The sequence below is a fragment of the Paenibacillus larvae subsp. larvae genome (assembly GCF_002003265.1).
Classification (GTDB): domain Bacteria; phylum Bacillota; class Bacilli; order Paenibacillales; family NBRC-103111; genus Paenibacillus_H; species Paenibacillus_H larvae.
This window is the reverse complement of sequence record NZ_CP019687.1, coordinates 3,976,050-3,990,005: the sequence shown is the minus strand read 5'-3', so window position 1 is coordinate 3,990,005 and position 13,956 is coordinate 3,976,050. Positions and strand designations below refer to the sequence as shown.

The 13,956-nt window shown below is 45.4% G+C and carries 16 protein-coding genes; 4 read left to right on the top strand and 12 right to left on the bottom strand.

Annotation, left to right across the window (positions count from 1 at the left end):
• Positions 1-119: 119 nt before the first annotated feature.
• The 7 genes from sufB to BXP28_RS20685 all read right to left on the bottom strand — a co-directional run bounded on the left by sufB (position 120) and on the right by BXP28_RS20685 (position 6,760).
• Positions 120-1,517, bottom strand: coding sequence for a Fe-S cluster assembly protein SufB (gene sufB / locus BXP28_RS20715; protein ID WP_023485351.1), 1,398 nt, complete (start codon positions 1,515-1,517; stop codon positions 120-122).
• Between the two features lie 24 nt (positions 1,518-1,541).
• Entirely contained in the window at positions 1,542-1,979 is a 438-nt protein-coding gene (gene sufU, locus BXP28_RS20710) for a Fe-S cluster assembly sulfur transfer protein SufU (protein WP_023485352.1), read from the bottom strand.
• Positions 1,966-3,192 (bottom strand): cysteine desulfurase, encoded by a 1,227-nt coding sequence (locus BXP28_RS20705; protein ID WP_023485353.1) that lies wholly within the window; start codon positions 3,190-3,192, stop codon positions 1,966-1,968. Before BXP28_RS20705 ends, sufU begins: the two co-directional genes overlap by 14 nt.
• Complete coding sequence (gene sufD, locus BXP28_RS20700) at positions 3,189-4,484, bottom strand: Fe-S cluster assembly protein SufD (RefSeq protein ID WP_023485354.1); 1,296 nt, start codon at positions 4,482-4,484, stop codon at positions 3,189-3,191. Before sufD ends, BXP28_RS20705 begins: the two co-directional genes overlap by 4 nt.
• A 67-nt stretch (positions 4,485-4,551) precedes the next feature.
• Positions 4,552-5,385 (bottom strand): Fe-S cluster assembly ATPase SufC, encoded by an 834-nt coding sequence (sufC, locus tag BXP28_RS20695; protein WP_023485355.1) that lies wholly within the window; start codon positions 5,383-5,385, stop codon positions 4,552-4,554.
• 235 nt (positions 5,386-5,620) lie between these two features.
• Positions 5,621-6,139 carry a DUF1802 family protein gene (locus BXP28_RS20690; protein ID WP_235430698.1) on the bottom strand — a complete coding sequence of 173 codons (519 nt, stop codon included), beginning with the start codon at positions 6,137-6,139 and terminating at the stop codon, positions 5,621-5,623.
• A 171-nt stretch (positions 6,140-6,310) separates the two neighbouring features.
• Positions 6,311-6,760 (bottom strand): Dps family protein, encoded by a 450-nt coding sequence (locus tag BXP28_RS20685; RefSeq protein WP_024093280.1) that lies wholly within the window; start codon positions 6,758-6,760, stop codon positions 6,311-6,313.
• Positions 6,761-6,978: 218 nt separating this feature from the next.
• Between BXP28_RS20685 and mtnK the strand changes: the two genes are divergently transcribed.
• From mtnK to BXP28_RS20670, 3 genes are all read left to right on the top strand, one after another.
• On the top strand, positions 6,979-8,208 hold the full coding sequence (gene mtnK / locus BXP28_RS20680) for an S-methyl-5-thioribose kinase (protein ID WP_023485358.1): 1,230 nt from the start codon (positions 6,979-6,981) through the stop codon (positions 8,206-8,208).
• A 19-nt stretch (positions 8,209-8,227) separates the two neighbouring features.
• Complete coding sequence (locus tag BXP28_RS20675) at positions 8,228-9,238, top strand: S-methyl-5-thioribose-1-phosphate isomerase (protein ID WP_036656176.1); 1,011 nt, start codon at positions 8,228-8,230, stop codon at positions 9,236-9,238.
• 135 nt (positions 9,239-9,373) lie between these two features.
• Positions 9,374-10,015 (top strand): FMN-dependent NADH-azoreductase, encoded by a 642-nt coding sequence (locus BXP28_RS20670; RefSeq protein ID WP_023485360.1) that lies wholly within the window; start codon positions 9,374-9,376, stop codon positions 10,013-10,015.
• A gap of 46 nt (positions 10,016-10,061) precedes the next feature.
• Here the strand turns inward: BXP28_RS20670 and BXP28_RS24705 are convergent, their stop codons facing one another.
• Complete coding sequence (locus tag BXP28_RS24705; RefSeq protein ID WP_024093277.1) at positions 10,062-10,256, bottom strand: helix-turn-helix transcriptional regulator; 195 nt, start codon at positions 10,254-10,256, stop codon at positions 10,062-10,064.
• Positions 10,257-10,397: 141 nt separating this feature from the next.
• Positions 10,398-10,709, bottom strand: coding sequence for a YunC family protein (locus tag BXP28_RS20660; RefSeq protein ID WP_023485361.1), 312 nt, complete (start codon positions 10,707-10,709; stop codon positions 10,398-10,400).
• A 264-nt stretch (positions 10,710-10,973) separates the two neighbouring features.
• On the opposite strand from BXP28_RS20660, the gene BXP28_RS20655 reads away from it, so the two are divergent.
• Positions 10,974-11,312, top strand: a complete 339-nt coding sequence (locus BXP28_RS20655) for a hypothetical protein (protein ID WP_023485362.1) — start codon at positions 10,974-10,976, stop codon at positions 11,310-11,312.
• Positions 11,313-11,382: 70 nt separating this feature from the next.
• Here the strand turns inward: BXP28_RS20655 and BXP28_RS20650 are convergent, their stop codons facing one another.
• The 3 genes from BXP28_RS20650 to BXP28_RS20640 form a co-directional block, all read right to left on the bottom strand.
• On the bottom strand, positions 11,383-11,643 hold the full coding sequence (locus BXP28_RS20650; protein WP_024093275.1) for a hypothetical protein: 261 nt from the start codon (positions 11,641-11,643) through the stop codon (positions 11,383-11,385).
• A 23-nt stretch (positions 11,644-11,666) separates the two neighbouring features.
• Positions 11,667-13,178 carry a PAS domain-containing sensor histidine kinase gene (locus tag BXP28_RS20645; RefSeq protein WP_023485363.1) on the bottom strand — a complete coding sequence of 504 codons (1,512 nt, stop codon included), beginning with the start codon at positions 13,176-13,178 and terminating at the stop codon, positions 11,667-11,669.
• A 76-nt stretch (positions 13,179-13,254) separates the two neighbouring features.
• Positions 13,255-13,626 carry a DUF423 domain-containing protein gene (locus tag BXP28_RS20640; protein WP_023485364.1) on the bottom strand — a complete coding sequence of 124 codons (372 nt, stop codon included), beginning with the start codon at positions 13,624-13,626 and terminating at the stop codon, positions 13,255-13,257.
• Between the last annotated feature and the right edge of the window lie 330 nt (positions 13,627-13,956).

Here is a 13,956-nt window from a genome sequence, read left to right as displayed (position 1 = left end):
TCAAAAAGTTCGCCTCCTACACCAAAAGAAAAATCTGAATCGGCACGAAATCGGCACAATCGTTTATCTCACTTTTATTAACAGCTTATAAACGTTGGTATGACAACGTTTATAAGCTGTTACCCAATGCTGCCTTCCATCTCAAACTTGATCAGACGGTTCATCTCAACGGCATATTCCATGGGAAGTTCTTTGGTAAATGGCTCAATGAAGCCCATTACGATCATTTGTGTAGCTTCCGCTTCAGTCAGCCCCCGGCTCATCAGATAAAACAGCTGATCCTCAGACACTTTAGAGACCGTAGCCTCATGCTCCAGGGTAATGTTATCATTCCTTATTTCATTGTAAGGAATGGTATCGGAAGTGGATTCCTTATCCATAATCAGGGTATCACATTTAATATTCGCTTTGGCTCCCTCCGAGTTACGGCCAAATGAAGCCAGTCCGCGGTACGTTACCTTACCGCCATGTTTGGAGATCGACTTGGATATGATTGTCGAAGTTGTTTCAGGAGCCTGGTGAATCATTTTGGCTCCCGCATCCTGATGTTGTCCTTTTCCTGCAACAGCGATGGACAAAACAGAACCTTTCGCTCCACGGCCTTTCAGAATAACGGCTGGGTATTTCATCGTAAGTTTGGACCCAATATTGCCATCCACCCACTCCATGTTGGCTCCTTCTTCAGCAACCGCACGTTTAGTAACAAGGTTATAGATATTAGGTGCCCAGTTTTGGATGGTGGTATAACGGGCACGGGAGTTTTTGCGGCAGATGATTTCCACAACGGCACTATGCAGAGAATTCGTACTGTAGATAGGAGCAGTACATCCCTCTACATAATGAACGAAGCTGTCTTCATCCGTGATAATCAGCGTACGCTCAAATTGTCCCATGTTTTCAGAGTTAATGCGGAAGTATGCCTGCAGCGGAACTTCACATTTGACCCCTTTCGGTACATAGATAAAGCTCCCTCCCGACCAAACCGCACTGTTCAATGCTGCGAATTTGTTATCGGTTGGAGGAACTACCGTACCAAAGTATTCTTTGAAGAGCTCTGGATATTCACGAAGGGCAGTATCCGTATCCGTGAAGATAACTCCCTGTGCTTCCAGTTCTTTTTGCATGCTATGGTAGACAACCTCAGATTCATATTGAGCCGACACACCCGCAAGAAATTTTTGTTCGGCTTCCGGGATGCCCAGTTTATCGAACGTCTCTTTAATTTCAGCCGGGACTTCTTCCCATGTTTTTCCTTGTTTTTCGGACGGCTTAACATAATACTGGATATCGTTGAAATCCAGGTCATCCAAATTTCCTCCCCAACGTGGAAGGGGCATTTTGAAAAATTGCTCCAGGGATTTAAGACGAAACTCTAGCATCCAGTCAGGCTCGCCTTTCATTCTGGAGATTTCGGTAACGATTTCCGGCGTCAACCCTTTTCCGGTTTGGAATACAGCTTTATGTTCATCCCTAAAGCCATATTTGTATTCACCAAGCTCAGGCATTTCTTTGGCCATCGTTCTAACCTCCTGTTTAACATTTTATTTGTCGTGGTGATGCTGGCTCTCGTCAATACCTTTTCGAAGTGCATTCCATGCAAGAGTGGCGCACTTGATCCTTGCAGGAAACTTATTCACCCCGGACAAAGATTCAATATCTTCGTACTCAAATTCAACTTGTTCACCCTTCATCAGGTCGGAGAATTTATCCGCAAGATCAAGAGCTTCCTCCACGGTTTTCCCTTTTATCGCATCTGTCATCATGGAAGCAGAGGAAAGACTGATTGAACATCCTTCTCCTGTAAACTTCGCATCCTTGACCGTTCCTTCTTCAATTTGCATTTGAAGTGAAATTCGGTCTCCGCAAGTAGGATTATTCAAATGAACCGTAACCGCATCCCCATCTTCAAAACTGCCGCGGTTCCTTGGCGTCTTATAATGATCCATAATAACTCTGCGGTATAAATCATCCAATTGCATGACCAAAGTACTCCTTTGTTTTTAGTAGTGCCTTTACCAGTCGTTCCACGTCGTCTTCGGTATTATACAAATAAAAGCTGGCCCGGGCCGTTGCCGTTACATCCAGCCAGCGCATCAGCGTCTGACAGCAATGGTGGCCCGCTCTGACAGCGACACCTTCCGAATCCAGGACTGTAGCCACATCATGAGGATGCACATCGCCAAGATTAAAGGTGATCACCCCGGTCCTGTTCCGGACAGGACCGTATACAGTCAGTCCCTCAATTTCCGAAAGGCGTTCGTAGGCGTAGGTCCCTAGTTTGCGATCGTAAACATCGATCACTTCCATGCCGATATCTTCAAGAAAATCTATGGCAGCAGCAAGTCCCACTGCTCCTGCTATGATGGGTGTACCACCTTCAAACTTCCACGGAAGCTCTTTCCAGCTGGAATTATAAAGATCAACGAAATCGATCATTTCTCCGCCGAATTCGACAGGTTCCATTTGTTCCAGTAAGGTCTGCTTTCCATACAATACCCCGATTCCGGTCGGCCCACACATCTTATGTCCTGAAAAGGCAAAGAAATCGCAGTCCAGATCCTGCACATCCACTTTCATGTGAGGTGTACTTTGTGCTCCGTCAACGAGAATCTCCGCCCCGTAACGATGAGCAATAGCAGCAATCTCCTTCACCGGATTGACCAATCCGAGCACGTTGGACATATGAACCACAGAGACGAAACGCGTCCGTTCGGTAATGGTGTTTTCCACATCCTCCAGACTTATGGTTCCGTCAGGCTGGAGGGGGATGTATTTGAGTGTAGCACCGGTAGCTTTGGCAGCCTGCTGCCACGGAATCAGATTACTGTGATGCTCCATTGGTGTAATGACAATTTCATCACCTTCATGCAAATGGGCACGAACATAACCGGATGCCACCAGATTAATGGAAGAAGTTGTACCGCGAGTAAAGATTATTTCTTTCTCTGATTTGGCATGAATGAATCGGACGACCTTCGAGCGTGCTCCTTCATAGGCATCGGTTGCACGGGAACCAAGTGTGTGCACACCGCGATGAACATTGGAATTATCCCACTCGTAATATTTCTTCAACGCATCCAGCACTGAAACCGGCTTCTGTGAAGTGGCCCCGTTATCCAAATAAACTAGCGGGTGCCCGTTCATTTCCTGATTCAGAATCGGAAACAATTTACGGATTTCAGCCCCAATCATTGGCCTAACTTCCTCTCTACTAGAAGAGACAGCTGCTCTTCAATTTTGGTGATCGGAATTTCCGAAACAACCGGTGCAAGAAAACCATAGATAATTAGGCGGGTTGCTTCCTCACGGCTAATTCCGCGGGACATCATATAGAAGACCTGCTCAGGATTAACCTGCCCTACACTTGCAGCATGCCCGGCTTTAACATCATCTTCATCAATAAGCAGAATCGGGTTGGCATCACCACGTGCTTTTGGACTGAGCATCAGAACTTTTTCCGTCTGCTGTCCGTTCGCGCGGGTAGCCCCTTTTTCAATTTTGGTAATGCCGTTGATAATTGCCGATGCCTCGTCTCTCATTACGGCACGGGTAATCATATCACTGTTTGAATCAAGACCGAAGTGAACGGCACGGGTAGTCAGGTTCAGCTTCTGATCACCGGTTCCGACACAAATTATTTTCGTATCCGAATTGGAACCATTCCCTTTCAGAATGGAAGTAGTATCGGACACCGAGTCTCCATGATTAAGGTCTCCAACAATCCAGTTGATCTGCCCGTCATTTTCCAGAACGGCACGGCGGTAAGTCAGGTCTATCACATGTTTGCCAAGACTGTGAATGGATGCGACATTGACTTTGGCCCCTTCTTTTACAAACACTTCAACGATTCCGGTTTGTACCAGGGAATCCTTGGCCTGTTCAGAGACCAGATTCTCCACATACGTCACGCTGCTGTTTGGTTCTGCCACGATCAGTACATGGGGGGAGAAGGAGGCTTTCGCGTCATCACTCAGAAAAAGAGCTTGAAGCGGAACATCCAGATTTACGTTTTTGGGTACGTACAGGAAAGCTCCGCCGCTCCAGGATGCCGCGTGAAGTGCGGCAACTTTGTGTTCCTCTTTCTTCACAGCTTGGAACAAGTAAGGTTTAATCAGCTCTTCATGCTTGCTTAGAGCCGTTTGCAAATCAGTGAAAATAACACCTTTTGCAGCCAATTCCTCGGACAATTGATTTAAAACCATACCCGAGTTACGCTGAACCAGCACATTGTCCACACTTGCCAAATCTTTAACGGAAGCAGGAAGCTGCTCAATAGAAGTTATGGACTTTTCCGTCGTATAAGTACCAAAGGAACTGAGATTCCAACGGGTAATGTTCATTTTTTCAAGTTTCGGCCACTCCAAAGTGCCCGCAAGTTCCAATGCTTCGGTCCGAAGGCTTGTCACCCATTCAGGTTCCTGATTGCTCCTTGACATTTCGAGGACGGAATTGCGGTCAATTGGAAGGATGGTTTCAGTTGTCATGTCGTTTTTCCTCCTAATTGGCTTTCCTTAAGGAAAGCAATGTAATGCCGCTATTTTATCGCTAAGATTAGTCTAACTTAGGCGCTGAGGTGTTCATTGGCACCTTGAATTCATCAGCGTCTTGGCCTACCGTCTCGTCTTCAATGCCAAGCTCTTCCTTCACCCAATCATAACCTTCATTTTCCAGGCGTTCTGCCAGTTCTGGACCACCGGACTTCACAATGCGTCCTTGCATCATCACGTGAACAAAGTCCGGTTTCACATAGTTAAGCAGGCGCTGATAGTGGGTAATGATCAGGAAACCGCGGTCTTCACTGCGGAGAGCATTCACACCTTCAGCGACAATGCGAAGAGCATCGATATCAAGGCCGGAGTCGATTTCGTCCAGGATAACCACTCTTGGCTCAAGCATCATCATTTGCAAAATTTCATTCCGTTTCTTCTCCCCGCCGGAGAATCCTTCATTCAAGTAACGATGGGCAAATTCCGGATTCATTTCAAGGTCTTTCATTTTCGCTTCCAATTGGCGGATAAATTTGATCAGGGAAATTTCATTGCCTTCCCCACGGCGGACATTAATTGCACTGCGCAGAAAATCAGCATTCGTTACACCCGCAATTTCACTTGGATATTGCATGGCCAAAAACAGGCCGGCGCGTGCTCTTTCGTCTACCGCCATGTCCAGTACATCTTCTCCGTCCAAGGTAACTGAACCTTCGGTTACTTCATATTTAGGATGCCCCATCAATGTGGAAGCAAGGGTGGATTTACCAGTTCCGTTCGGGCCCATGATAGCATGGATTTCCCCGCCTTTCACTTCCAAATCCAGCCCTTTCAAAATTTCTTTGCCTTCAATTGTGGCCTTGAGGCCTTCGATTGTCAATTTAGGTGCATTTGACATACTGTGTACCCTCCATCAAGTTCGAATGTTATATAGTAATCATTCTAAAATGATTCTCAGTGATTCTCAATAACATACCATGATTATAATATATAGTAAACCAACATAAAAGGCGAATCTTGCGGAAAGTAGTCGCCAATCGGGTGATTTTTCTGTAACATTTATCACGCTTTTCATAATTTAAAACTTCAATACAGCCATTATCTCATTTACACGTGCTTCAAAAGCCTCATTACTAAGCACAGGGACCATTTTTTTTCTCCTCATCCTTTTTCTTCAATTGAATCCATGACTTGCATCCCAAATAAGAATCGTCCACAGGAAGGACCCAAGGTTCGTCCAATTTATAGATTCTCAAAAAAAGTACATGAAGGGGTTGTTTCGGTTTCCATCTCAACCTTTCTTCGGCAAAACGCTCGGTCCAGATATGAGAGGAATACAACCGGCTGACATCAGCTTCATCTTCAAGCAGAATATCCTTTTCCAGCTTGGCATAACTGGCGATTTGCACCTCATTTTGGTCCGGAGTCCATCCTTCAAGCGTTTTATCCAAATCCGGCCGGTATTCTTTTTTGAGAAGCCCTTTCTTTTGGTGTTCGTAAGTCGGGTATAAATAAAAGGAATCGGATTCAACCTGAAATTTCCTGGTTTCCTCACGAATTCCTCCCTTTCGCAGGATCAAAATCTGTTTTCCCTGTTCCAGGGCCTTAACAGCTACAGCCCATTCCTTCAATGCCATGGGAAAAGCTCGCATAGCAACACCTCATTTTCCCTAATTATGAATGATGCTTTTTACATCCAGCCGATCTTTTCATTATACTAAATAAGAAAACAAGATAAAACCGTTCTCCTGTTTTTGTCATTGTAGTATAAAAAAATAACCCATTCTTCCATATTGGAAAGAAAGGGCTATTCAATCCTATTTTTATGCCAGATAAGCTTTAAGCATCCAACAGTGTTTTTCCAGGGAAGAAACAATGCCGAGGAGCATATCGGAGGTACCTTCATCCCCCTCGTTCTCTGCGGTCTCCATTCCCGCCTTACTTTCTTGAATAATAGTCTCAAAATCGCGGATAACAATCCGGACCATTTCGTCGGGAGATTCATTGCCGCCAGCTTCTTTCACGGAAGCAAGTTCCAAATATTCTTTCATTGTGGATGCCGGTTTGCCCCCGATTGACAGAAGTCTTTCAGCCAAGTCATCAATATAGCCGTTAGCCTCGTCATAATATTCCTCAAATTTTTCATGCAAATCAAAGAAATGATGTCCTGTCACATACCAGTGAACATGATGAAGTTTCACATACAGTACACTCCAGTTGGACAATTGCTTATTCAACATTTGCTTTACAGAACTCGCCGTTGCAGTGGCCATCCAAATTCCTCCTCATTTAATAAAATCTTATGTACTGCCTTTCTTAGATTGCGCTCCAGGAATTTCTTTATGCATTGCGCCATTTTTTTGAGAAATGGTATTTCAAGGGAATTGGTTTTGGTCTATACTGGACAAAAAAGAACAAGGCTCCACCGTCATTTTATTTTACCAGTATGAAAAATAAGGCGCTGTGAAAGACGTCATAAAGGAGGTTCGAGGTGAGTACTTATCATCCTTTTACGGAACGGGAAGCCATTGATTATGCCCGGAGCATCCCGCAGTTTTTTGAAGCCGGAGCAAATCTGGCCTGCTCGGAAATCGGAGATGGAAATTTGAACCTGGTGTTTCAGGTAAAAGACACTATTTCCGGAAAAAGCATCATTGTTAAACAAGCGCTTCCTTATGCCAAAGTAGTTGGAGAATCCTGGCCTCTTACTTTGGACCGAGCCCGCATTGAAAGTGAAGCATTAAAACTGCAAGGACGCTTATGTCCGGACCTTGTACCGAAAGTATATGTCTATGAGCCGGAACTGGCCTTGACCGTAATGGAAGATTTAAGTGACTACACGATTATGCGGAAAGGATTGATGGACGGCAACAGCTATCCCCTTTTTGCAGAGCATATTGCTGACTTCCTCGCTCATACCTTGTTTTTCACCTCTGACTTTGGAATGCATCAGCAGGAAAAGAAACAACTGGTTAAAGCCTTCATTAACCCGGAATTGTGCAAAATCACAGAGGATCTAATATTTGATGATCCTTATACTGATTCTCCTAATAATCAATTCGAGCCAGGACTGGCCGAAGAAGTGCAGGCCCTGTGGAGAGACCGCGAACTTCATATGGAAGCAGCTATCCTTCGTCAAACCTTTCTTACCCATGCCCAAGCCCTGCTTCACGGGGACCTTCATACAGGAAGTATTTTCATTAAACCTGACTCAACCAAGATTATTGACCCTGAATTCGCTTATTACGGGCCCATGGGTTTTGATATTGGAGCAGTAATCGCCAACCTTTTACTTAATTTCGCCGGACAAGAAGCCTGGTGTAAGGAGGATGCCGGAAGGATCGTATTCCGAACTTATTTGTTGGAAACCGTTCGCGGGTTATGGAACCGGTTGGACCGTAAATTCCGTCATTTATGGAATACTCAGACGGTAGATCGAATGGCAGAAACACCAGGTTATCAGGATTGGTATATGGAACGGCTGCTTCAGGATACAGCAGGCTTTGCCGGCTGCAAAATGGTCCGGAGAATCGTAGGCCTGGCGCATGTTGCAGACATTGACGGGATTGAGGATGACAGGAAACGCGGAATCGCCCAGCGCATGGCTCTGGCCATTGGAACATCCCTAATTAAACAGAATCGCCGTATTACATCCGTGGAGCAGTTGATTGATTTTGCGGAAGCGGCCCTGGACGGCTCCCTGGATACTGCAAACAACTAGAAGAAAGGATGGTGTACTTATGCAGTCTATTACAACGGAAGCGTGTTCTCCCCTGATTTCCCTCACTTGGGAAGGAGACCATTTAGCTTTGCTTGATCAGCGGCTCCTTCCCGAAGAAGTCGTTTATTTGAGGCTTCACACTCCGGAGGAAGTGGCAGAAGCCATACGCCATCTTGCCGTACGGGGGGCTCCGGCCATAGGCATCGCCGCGGCCTATGGGGTTTATCTTGGCATGAAGGATTTCCAAGCCAGAGCAGATGCCGCTGAAGATGATGCAAAGCGGCAGCTGCTGGCGGTATTGCGTGCACATGCCATCCTGCTGGCGGGTTCACGGCCTACCGCTGTGAATTTGTTCTGGGCGCTTGACCGCATGAAGCGCCGTGCAGAAGCCTTCGCCGTCGATGAGCGTATCACGGTCCAGGCGATGAAACAATCGCTGCTGGCAGAAGCGGTCCGCATTCACAAAGAGGATGAGGATACCAACCGCCGGATCGGTGAGCATGCCCTCACCTTGTTTACGGATGGCATGGGAGTCCTCACCCACTGTAATGCGGGCGCTCTCGCCACAGCTAAATACGGGACGGCGCTGGAACTCCAGCGGGCAGGCCTCGATGTGACGCTCATCTGCGACAATATGGCTGGCGCCATCATGGCTAAAGGCTGGGTCCAGGCGGTAATCGTCGGGACAGACCGGGTAGCCGCCAACGGAGATGTGGCCAACAAGATCGGCACGTACAGTGTGGCGGTTTTGGCCAGGGCCCATGAAATTCCGTTCTATGTAGCGTGCCCATTGTCCACCATTGACCTTTCCACACCGACAGGGGCCGATATTCCGATTGAAGAACGTATCGCTGAAGAAATTACCGAAGGCTTTGGCAAACGGACTGCTCCACGGGGTGTGAAAGTATATAATCCTGCTTTCGATATTACACCCCATGACTACGTAAGCGGCATTATCACGGAAAAAGGAATTGTTAAAGGAAATTATAAAGAGGGCTTGCGTAAATTGTTTCAATCAAGGTTATCTTAAACGTGCCGAACAAGGTGCGTTTTATTTTTTGGAAAGCTACTTGACAAAAGTAAGTGTGCGTCGTATGATAATTCTTGTATCTTACATAAAGTTAGTAAATAACTTTTTATTATAACATGTATAGGAGGAAACAGTATGAACAACATTTTGTACATCACGGCTAACCCTAAAGCCATTTCCGAGTCTTTCGGGCTTCAAGTTGGAGATCAGTTCGTAAAAACATTGAAAACCGAACATCCGGAACTTAACATTCAGCACCTGGACTTGTTTAAAGAAGAGATTCCTTTTATTGATGCCACTGTCCTGGGTGCTTGGGACAAGCTTCGTACAGGGGAAGAACTCATTCAGGAAGAATCCCGCATCATCACCCGTATGAACGAAGTGCTGGAACAATTTAAAGCTGCGGATGCCTATATTTTTGTAACTCCAATGTGGAATCTAAGCTTCCCTCCATTACTCAAGGCTTTCCTGGATAACGTAATTATCGCCGGACAAACGTTCCGTTACACCGAAAACGGACCACAAGGCCTGTTGACCGGTAAAAAAGCTCTGCATATCCAAGCCCGCGGCGGCGTTTACTCTGAAGGCCCTGCAGCCGCACTGGAATTTACTAATCCTTACCTGAAAGCGGCACTCGCTTTTATCGGTATTACAGACTACAGCGAGCTGAACGTAGAAGGCATAGCCGCATTCCCGGATCAAGCTCTTACCATTTTGGAAGAATCCAAAGAAAAAGCAGTAGAAATGGCAAAACAATTCATCCCTGCCCGGGTTTAATCCTATTTTTTAGAACGCAGCCGCGATATACGGCTGCGTTTTTTGGCTATATAATACACTCCTTATACCTCCGGTATTGCATTGGTGTTACTCCATAGGCTTTTTTAAAGACATAGTGCAAATAATTACTTGTAGCAAATCCGTTTTCCAGTGCAATTTGTTCGAGCGTCTTGCTGCTCCGTACCAGTTCCTCCCGGATACATTGCAGCCGGTAACTTTCGACATACTGGCTGAAAGTCATCTCCGCCTTTTCCCGGAAAATACGCTGCAGCTGCCTAGTTCCGCAACCCCTTCCAAGGTAATCGGCCTCCTGTAGTTATCGTGAATAAAGTCAGCAGGGTTACAAAAAAAGAGCCCGTTATCCGGACTCCGTCTTAACTTGTTATTCCGCTCCAATCATTCGCAAAATAGCTTCTCGTCCCGTCATCCCCGGGCAGACGCCCAACTTCTCAGCAGTATGGGTTACCGATTCCAGGGGAGAGTCAAGCAGCTCGTGAATGGTACGAACGCCTGTAGCTCTTGCCGCTATAATTTCCCTGTCTCTCAATCGCTCATTTAGTAAAGCTACATCCAGTGCTCCGCACATAATGTATCCGTTATCAGTTGTTACGATTAGCAAATTTGTTTTTGGCAAATGAACTTCAATGGCGATTGCGGTATGCCCTCCGATTTGAATAGGTTCCACTTTCATCATACTTATGCCAACTCCTCTATGCAGTCTCTCTCACGCAGTATATGCGGGCGGCCGGGGCAGAGTTCCGCAAAAGCGGAAACTTCAGTACCCCCTCCGCTTATTTTCATGATATAGTTATACAGTCGAATCCTTTCATAGCTCAGAATTTATGCAGAACGCTGATCTATTCGGTTTTGGCATACATATGAAGTTAATTCAGCTAAGGAGTATACTTATACCGTTAAGGAATAATGATTTACGTATGTGGAGGTATGTGGAGTTTTTATGGGAACGCAGCACACAACAACAAAGCAGGGGCACTTATTCACTGTCGAAATTCTCATCGAAGAAGAGACCAACGGACTCGCTTTGGAAACATTGGTTCATCTTTTGAACCAGAAGGGAATTAAAGACTACCGAATTCTAAACGGTATGGAACTTGGCAAGTTAATTGAGCTAAACACGCAAAAAAAACAGGAGGAAGAAGAGGAATCTGCTGTTGTCCAGCAAATTCAGGAACTGATTCGGAATAATTCCCTGATCAGATTAACCGTCCTTAAAGCAAGAGGAATATTTCGGTTTATCATGTTGATGAAAAAAAGTGTACCTTTTCTCCTTAAGTGAAATTGAAGGAATGGTTTTGAGCTAAAATTCCCACTCTGGCGCGAAAGAAGGTACGTTCTTTCCCTTCTTTTCAAACGGAACGGCTTTTTTCGAAAGCTTCGTTGAAAATGAGGAAAGCAGAAGCCTGTACTATGTCTGGGCTTCTGCTTTTTTTATGATAGGAAATATCAGCTTGTATACTGTTCCTATCTTTCATATAATTCAGCATGTCCACCATTACCGGATTAATCCGGGTAAAGTTTCCGGCGGCATCACATATGCCGATTAGGAAGCGGATTGTAACAAATATAGGCTCAAGCATTCCCGTTTGCTCTCCTTGCCACCCGTTCATTACATGATGTCCCCCTTACGGCCCTACTCTGTCATTATGGGTAAATATACGCTGACTGTTGTTCCTTCTCCCATTTTACTCTCAATCTCCATGGTACCCTGATGATCTTCGATGATTTTGTAGCTGATCATCATGCCGAGGCCTGTACCTTTTTCTTTTGTTGTATAGAACGGTTCACCCAGCTTGTGCATTTGCTCCGGAGCGATTCCGCAACCCTGATCCGTAATTCTTACACAAATGCGGTCTTTTCCGTGCCCTCTGATTTGAATTAATATTTTCCCCCCATGTTCCATTGACTCTACTGCATTCTTCAGCAGATGGATAAATAATTGCTTAAGCTGGTTTTCTTCGCAAAGAACCGGTGCCAAATCTGCTTCTCCCGCAACTACAATTCGTATGTTTTTATGTTTTGCCTCTGTATCCAGCAGGATGAGGACATTCTGAATGATTTTGTCAATATGCCTTGGCTGAAAATGGGACATATGAGGCTTGGCCAGTACAAGCATTTCCGTAATTATCAGTTCAATCCGGTTAAGCTCTCCCATCATAACCTCATAATATTCCTGTTTCCCCTCTTCTCCTGCGTGGAAAAGCTGGATAAAACCTTTCAGCGTAGTAAGGGGATTACGAATTTCATGAGCCACTCCGGCTGCAATTTGTCCGATTACAGTCAGCTTTTCCGATTTTCGGAACAGTTCTTCCGTTTTTTTACGTTCAGTAACATCCCTGGCTATTAAATATACCCCTTCCTGCTGCCCTTCAAAATGAATCGGAATTGCACGGGCCTCCATGATAAGCCGGTGCCCCTCCTTATGCATGATATGTATTTCGCCTTCACTTACTCGGTATCCTTTAGCCTCTTCCAGAAGATTCCATACCCGATCCCACTCTTCAGGCACGATAAAACGGAGGAAAAAGTTTGAGGTAAGTTCTTCTTCAGAGTATCCGGTCAGCTTGACTGCAGCAGGATTTACATCACAAAGTCTTCCTGTGTAATCCAAAAAACAGATCATGTCTGGGATATATTCCAGCAAGGCCAGATACCTTTTTTGCTCGTCCAAGAGCTGCTTCTCCATCTTTTTCCCGGCCGTGATATCCTGCATCTGGGAGACCAGATATTGAGGCTTCCCTTGTCCATCCCTGATCACGGATACACTTAAAAGTACCCATAATAAAGACCCCGACTTATGCACGCAGCGCTTCTCCATCTGATAACAAGTGCGCTTTCCTTCAAGCATCTCTTTCAGATAGATCAGGTCCTGATGCAGGTCATCGGGATAGGAGAACATTTGGAAATAAGAAGTGAGAAGTTCAGATTCGGAGTAACCAAGCATCTCACATAATGTCTGATTGACTATCAGGTATTTCCCCTGGGGGGTTAGCACAGCGAAACCGGTAGCCGCCTGGTCAAAAGACTGTTTGAACAGCTCATCCAGCTTTCCATGACTTTCTTCCCGTCGGGAATCTTGGTCCAATCCGCGATATTTGCCGTATTCATGGTATTCCCAAGGATGATGGCTTCTGAAATGTGTCATGGTTGACGTCCCTTTCAAAAGATAAATGCTTGTTCATTATGTCTAAATTTCGCTGCCTTTTCTGGAAAATCCTTCTTTATGATCTGAATGCAGACACTGCCAATAATATCCATCCTGTCAGAAAAGCCATTCCGCCAATCGGAGTGATGGCACCCAAGGTTCTTACACCTGTTAAAGCCATGACATATAAACTTCCCGAGAAAAAAATAATACCGATGAAAAGAGCCCATCCTGCCCACGTAATAAGCCCGCCCTGCCCGAGTTTATCCGCCAGAATAGCGACTAAAATAAGACCCAGGGCGTGGGCCATATGATACTGGACGCCGGTTTCATAGTTCGCAAGCATATTAGCCGGGATTCTGGATTTCAATATATGGGCTCCAAAAGCTCCAAGGGCCACCGATAAAAAAGCATTGATGCTGCCGAGCAGTAAAAAGATTTTATACACGAAACTCTCTCCTTTGCTGAACCTGGTTGTATACAAGCCATCTTTTACAAATACAGTTTAGCTTATCCTGGAGGAAGTTTCCACGGCAAGCAAAGAGATGCATGATCCCTCCGCCTGAGGCCGTAGGTAGGATACCTATTCTTCGGCCTACTGATCAATTCCTTCAAAAAAGATGGTGAAAAAAGCCCCTGACATGTCTATTCCAAATCAGGGCTTGCTGAACATTCCGGATCAAGCCCTAATTTTGAAAAAAACGAACCTGTACTGTGGAAGGGTTTAACATTAGCTTAGTAGAACGAAAAAAAGTATACTTATAGAAGTAAATTACTA

Bases quoted from the DNA above. Each gene is read 5' to 3' on its own strand.
- BXP28_RS20660 (WP_023485361.1), bottom strand. From the start codon at position 10,709: ATGATGAAAGTGGAACCTATTCAAATCGGAGGGCATACCGCAATCGCC.
- BXP28_RS20670 (WP_023485360.1), top strand. From the start codon at position 9,374: ATGAACAACATTTTGTACATCACGGCTAACCCTAAAGCCATTTCCGAG.
- BXP28_RS20645 (WP_023485363.1), bottom strand. From the start codon at position 13,178: ATGACACATTTCAGAAGCCATCATCCTTGGGAATACCATGAATACGGC.
- BXP28_RS20690 (WP_235430698.1), bottom strand. From the start codon at position 6,139: ATGCGAGCTTTTCCCATGGCATTGAAGGAATGGGCTGTAGCTGTTAAG.
- BXP28_RS20655 (WP_023485362.1), top strand. From the start codon at position 10,974: ATGGGAACGCAGCACACAACAACAAAGCAGGGGCACTTATTCACTGTC.
- BXP28_RS20650 (WP_024093275.1), bottom strand. From the start codon at position 11,643: ATGAACGGGTGGCAAGGAGAGCAAACGGGAATGCTTGAGCCTATATTT.
- sufB (WP_023485351.1), bottom strand. From the start codon at position 1,517: ATGGCCAAAGAAATGCCTGAGCTTGGTGAATACAAATATGGCTTTAGG.
- BXP28_RS24705 (WP_024093277.1), bottom strand. From the start codon at position 10,256: ATGACTTTCAGCCAGTATGTCGAAAGTTACCGGCTGCAATGTATCCGG.
- sufU (WP_023485352.1), bottom strand. From the start codon at position 1,979: ATGCAATTGGATGATTTATACCGCAGAGTTATTATGGATCATTATAAG.
- sufC (WP_023485355.1), bottom strand. From the start codon at position 5,385: ATGTCAAATGCACCTAAATTGACAATCGAAGGCCTCAAGGCCACAATT.
- BXP28_RS20685 (WP_024093280.1), bottom strand. From the start codon at position 6,760: ATGGCCACTGCAACGGCGAGTTCTGTAAAGCAAATGTTGAATAAGCAA.
- BXP28_RS20675 (WP_036656176.1), top strand. From the start codon at position 8,228: ATGCAGTCTATTACAACGGAAGCGTGTTCTCCCCTGATTTCCCTCACT.
- sufD (WP_023485354.1), bottom strand. From the start codon at position 4,484: ATGACAACTGAAACCATCCTTCCAATTGACCGCAATTCCGTCCTCGAA.
- BXP28_RS20705 (WP_023485353.1), bottom strand. From the start codon at position 3,192: ATGATTGGGGCTGAAATCCGTAAATTGTTTCCGATTCTGAATCAGGAA.